This is a genomic window from Paenibacillus sp. OT2-17 (genome assembly GCF_009827695.1).
GTDB classification, from domain to species: Bacteria; Bacillota; Bacilli; order Paenibacillales; family Paenibacillaceae; genus Paenibacillus; species Paenibacillus polymyxa_B.
Window position 1 is genome coordinate 1 of the sequence record NZ_WUDQ01000295.1, and the last position, 4,491, is coordinate 4,491.

The 4,491-nt window shown below is 43.4% G+C and carries 5 protein-coding genes and 1 pseudogene; 3 read left to right on the top strand and 3 right to left on the bottom strand.

The window, feature by feature from the left end; translation table 11 throughout:
- A partial coding sequence (locus GRP75_RS19815) for a lipid II flippase family protein (RefSeq protein WP_160790144.1) occupies positions 1-560 on the bottom strand: 560 nt, incomplete at its 3' end.
- A gap of 151 nt (positions 561-711) precedes the next feature.
- Here GRP75_RS19815 and GRP75_RS19820 point away from each other — a divergent pair.
- Positions 712-1,161, top strand: a complete 450-nt coding sequence (locus GRP75_RS19820) for a DUF2188 domain-containing protein (protein WP_028540575.1) — start codon at positions 712-714, stop codon at positions 1,159-1,161.
- A 66-nt stretch (positions 1,162-1,227) separates the two neighbouring features.
- Here GRP75_RS19820 and GRP75_RS19825 read toward each other — a convergent pair whose 3' ends face one another.
- Entirely contained in the window at positions 1,228-1,932 is a 705-nt protein-coding gene (locus GRP75_RS19825) for a YitT family protein (RefSeq protein ID WP_013310869.1), read from the bottom strand.
- A 462-nt stretch (positions 1,933-2,394) separates the two neighbouring features.
- Positions 2,395-3,285: a DMT family transporter gene (locus GRP75_RS19830; RefSeq protein WP_160790145.1), complete on the bottom strand. Its 891-nt coding sequence runs from the start codon at positions 3,283-3,285 to the stop codon at positions 2,395-2,397.
- A 307-nt stretch (positions 3,286-3,592) separates the two neighbouring features.
- On the opposite strand from GRP75_RS19830, the gene GRP75_RS19835 reads away from it, so the two are divergent.
- Positions 3,593-3,994 carry a YhjD family protein gene (locus GRP75_RS19835; RefSeq protein WP_023989292.1) on the top strand — a complete coding sequence of 134 codons (402 nt, stop codon included), beginning with the start codon at positions 3,593-3,595 and terminating at the stop codon, positions 3,992-3,994.
- A gap of 160 nt (positions 3,995-4,154) precedes the next feature.
- A pseudogene (locus GRP75_RS19840) lies at positions 4,155-4,491 on the top strand (hypothetical protein); the annotation flags it as partial.

A 4,491-nucleotide genomic window follows, 5' to 3' on the forward strand; every position in this document is an offset into this window, starting at 1 on the left:
GGCCACAGGAATGATGCATATAAAGCAGATACTACTCCTGTTGTATAAATCGCAGTGACAGCTATATTCAGAATAATTAGACGCTTGGGTATCGCTCCACTAATCAGTGAAGTAAGCATTGACCAAGTGGGGCGCTTTATGTAGTAGCCTGCATGTTTCCAGCGACTTCGCAGCATTAAATGACGCACCATAGCCGGAATAGATCCGGTATGCTCCAAATGCACAATCCATCTGGCTGACATGCGTACCACTGTTGGATACAGTAATATAGCAAGCATGGTTCCAACGGTTGCTGCCAGCAGTACCCCATGCATATATAGTTCCAGTCTAATATCCGTTCCGCCCACTTGTGTTGCAGCTTTAGCCTGATCGACCATCCCTCCAAGTAAAGGCCCCTGCACCATGTTAGAGGTGCGTGAAACCAACAGCAGCATCCCCGCAACGGTTAACGCCAATCCAATCCGACGCGCTCGCAAACCACCAAGTCGAAGAGCATAGGACAAGCTATCTGTAGTATGAATGATGATAGTCAGCAAAAAAACAAAACCCCAGGCAAGCAAATACTTCACTCCTTTTTCTGGTATTCTGCACACCATTATACGCTTTTTCTCAAGATACATTTTACAATATATTCATTTCTTTGATTTCCGTTTGTTTAAGCCGACAACGGGTAATACATAATACATCATCTGTTATAAGGAGTGTTCAACTATGCCTTGGAACAAACATGATTACCCTCCATCCATGAAAAACCTGGAGCCTCGTGTGCGAGAAAAAGCCGTCGATATTGCTAACGCCCTACTCCATGACGGCTATGAAGAAGGGCGCTCGATTGCGATTGCCACTTCCCAAGCCGAGGAATGGAACGATAATCATCCAGCCGAGCAAGATGAGAAACCGACAAAACATGAAAAACAGCATTCGAGCGAAAATCTGCACAACCATCATTCCGCTTCTTCCGATGCAAAGGAACCCATTCATGTGGTGCCGCACGAGGATCACTGGGCAATCAAAGAAGAGGGACACAACCAGCCTATTTCAACCTTTAAACACAAAAATGAGGCGATTGACGAAGCTCAAAGTTTTGTAGAACGCCAACAGATTTCTGCAATTATTCATGACCGGAATGGACGCATTCATTCAACTTTAAAGCCTTCCTGATAGAAGCTGAATACAGCGAAAGGGTGTTACGTAAGAAGATTTCTCTCCTGACGTAACACCCTTTCCTTATTGACGAAGGCTGTGGACGACCGGCACTGTTTTGGCAACCACCTTTTTAGCGGGAATAGCCGCTGGCAGTACCTTTTTCACAGGTCGGTGCAGTTGGAACGTGGTCGTCCATGTAATTATTTTTCCGGCAAGCCACACAGCCAGTATTGTAAACATTGTTTCCTTCATAGGCAGATACAACAATGATAATCCCAGTACGATGATGTCACTGACAATAAACACGTTGCCGATTTTCCACCCGCGCCACTCACTGATCAGCAGAGATAGGATATCATCGCCCCCGGTTGCTCCACCGAATCGCAGTACGATTCCGGCTCCCAAACCTGTAAGCACCCCACAAAGTAGAGCAGCTATCAGCAGATTTCCATGTAGATCTATAACCAGAGTCGAATACTTCTCAAATCCTGCATAAAACAGTGAAAAAGCGACGGCTCCGATTAACGCAAGCAGCATAAATCTTCTGCCCTTCAGTACCCATGCCAGCAATATGACGGGAATATCAAGCAACAACATACTCCATGCTGGAGATATGCCAAATGCGTAATGTCCCAGCAGGGCCAAGCCTGCAAAGCCGCCTTCTGACAAATGATTTTGAGCATTAATGTGATAGTACGTAAAAGCTAAAATGCATGTTCCGAGCAACATGACAGCAATCTGTCTCAATGCTCCATTGTTCACGATAGATTCGTAAGTTTTCCTCATACAGGCTCCCTCGGTTTCTCGTAAGTTTGATGTGGATGAACCCACTCTTACGGAAGCTACCGGGTAAGATGTGCCTGGAGGACTTGGTCCTTCGCATGTACAATCCCCTCTTCCGCAGAGTTGGCTTTCGCAACTTGACGTTACTCCGCGGAAAAGCTAAGTATAAGACAGATCAAATCGTTTCCAAATCGTCCTTTGGGGAAGTATCCTTCGGGGACACATGGTATCCTGATCCTTTCTTTTGTGGAATAAAACTCCGACATTTCTGTGGTGCATATAATTCTATAATTTATTATACCACACCTTGTCACCTGCTAAACAGCTTGCTTTTTTGCTGCACCATATTTTATTTTATGTGTGAGCATGCTTTATTGTATGTGCGAATTAACGCATTATACCGAAGGTTTGGCGAATGCACATTTAATATAATAACCAAAGCGTATTTTATTTCTGTTTAGATTATTATCCACTTAATTTGGCGGTTCTACGCTGGTTGGCCATAAACACGCCTCCAAGTATAAGGACCAGCCCGGTCAGAACGTTCCAGCCGATATGTTCATTCAGGAGCAAAAAGCCCCATACAATGGCACTTACTGGTACAAAATACGTCACCGAAGAAGCAAATTCCGCACTCCCCCGCAAAATCATGTAGTTGAACAAAATATATGCAACTCCTGATCCCAAAACTCCCAGTCCTATAAGAGAACCCAATACACCTGGGTCAGAAACAATCGACAAATCAGGTCTCTCCACAATTGCCATCATAATGCCACCCCCTACCGCAGCACCAAACAGTGTCGCAAAGGTAGCCTGATACATGGAAAGATTGGAGAGAAAACGTTTGGAGAGCTGTGTTCCAAATCCGTAGCAGAGAGTCGCAAGCAGCATACATCCAAAACCCACAGGATCAACAGAAATAATAGATGCAGGATTAATACCCAATAAAATAATGATTCCTACAAAAGCGAGACCCATTCCTAACCACTGCATTCGATGAAAAATAGCCCCGAAAAAAACAAGCCCCACCAACATGGTCCATATTGGCGTGGTGGCATTCAATACAGAAGCCATGCTGCTAGCTATTCTGGTCTCGCTAAAACCGATCAATGTCCATGGCAAAACCATGTTGACCAAAGCTACCAGAATAACCGATTTCCACGGAATGCTTTTGATTTCAAACGGCCTGCGCATAAGTAGCATTAATAAGACGATAAAAATAAATCCAAAGCTGGATCTGAGAAATACAATCGTCCACGGCCCTACTTGATGTAGCAACAACACCTTGATAAACATAAACGAACCGCCCCAAATGAGGCTCAACAATAATAAAGCTGCATATAACGAACGTGACAATATGTATACCTTCTTTCTCTACTTTCTTAAGTTAAATAGTAAAGGCTGACCGCAGCCAGAACGATCTCCCCTTTTATGTAAGTTTTTATCCAATAGCTTAACATAAACTCTGTTTGACTGTCATTGGCGATAAACGCATGAATTCTTTACACAAAGGCACATAGGATATCGCTCCCTACCACTTTTCCAATAATTGATGATTGCTTTAGTAATGGAAAAATTCCTATGATGGGGGAGGTATAAACAGAACGTATGTTCTACATACTGATTATATATTGTATTCTTACTCGGAGTAAAGGAGATTTTTATGCCAAACCAAAAGACACTAAACCACAAGAATAAAGCTCCTTTGCCTTCTGAAGAAGACGCAGGGCTGATCAAGATCTGTGTACTTCTAACTCTTGTGCTGGATGTGCTGGAACGAGACATTCGTATTATAAATACCTCTCCTCTAAAAATGCCCGATTTGTATGTTCGTAGCCTGACTGGAGTACAACAGCGCGTAGCTGTTCAATTAGCAGAGACAAAGGCGCGAATGAAAACACTAGGGGTTAAAATTTACAGCGAAATCCGAAATCATGAAGGCATAGAGGTTTTGTATGTATGCCGTGGCTATCAAAGGCGTTTTTTCATGCTTTCATCCTTTGCCCGCAGCGAGGTCCGACGGAAACTGGGACATTATCTGGGAATTGACCCCACCCAAGATTAAGCCCCCTTGTAATCTCGTCTCTGGTTCTTGCACGATTAATTTTCATTCCCTGCAAAATAACCAACCCACCTCCCATTTATCAACCTAAATTAAATTCTAGTATAAAACTATTGCGTTACGTGAAGTGAAGGTGATTCGAGAATGGATAAGTCACCATATCATGGATAAACTCAATCCATTTGACACACATTATGCCTATCTCATCCAAAAAGGAGGTGCTCTCTTGGCTGGACATGACGCAGCTTCCGTTGAATTAAGTAGGAATGTTTCCTTTATTGAGCAAGCCCTTTTTTATACGGATGATTTAAAAAAGCAGGCGATTTCCGTTGACGGCAAAGACGGTATGCTGCTCTATATTGATTCGCTCGTAGATCAGGAGATGATTCAAACTCATATCCTGAGTGCCTTATATGAGAAAACCGATGCAGTCTCTCATCAAATGTTCACCACCTTAAGCAGTCAAAAAGACACCGACCTTCAAAATGCTGCTGATTCGC

Excerpts from the sequence above, each read along its gene's own strand:
- GRP75_RS19825 (WP_013310869.1), bottom strand. The coding sequence starts at position 1,932 with ATGAGGAAAACTTACGAATCTATCGTGAACAATGGAGCATTGAGACAG.
- GRP75_RS19820 (WP_028540575.1), top strand. The coding sequence starts at position 712 with ATGCCTTGGAACAAACATGATTACCCTCCATCCATGAAAAACCTGGAG.
- GRP75_RS19835 (WP_023989292.1), top strand. The coding sequence starts at position 3,593 with ATGCCAAACCAAAAGACACTAAACCACAAGAATAAAGCTCCTTTGCCT.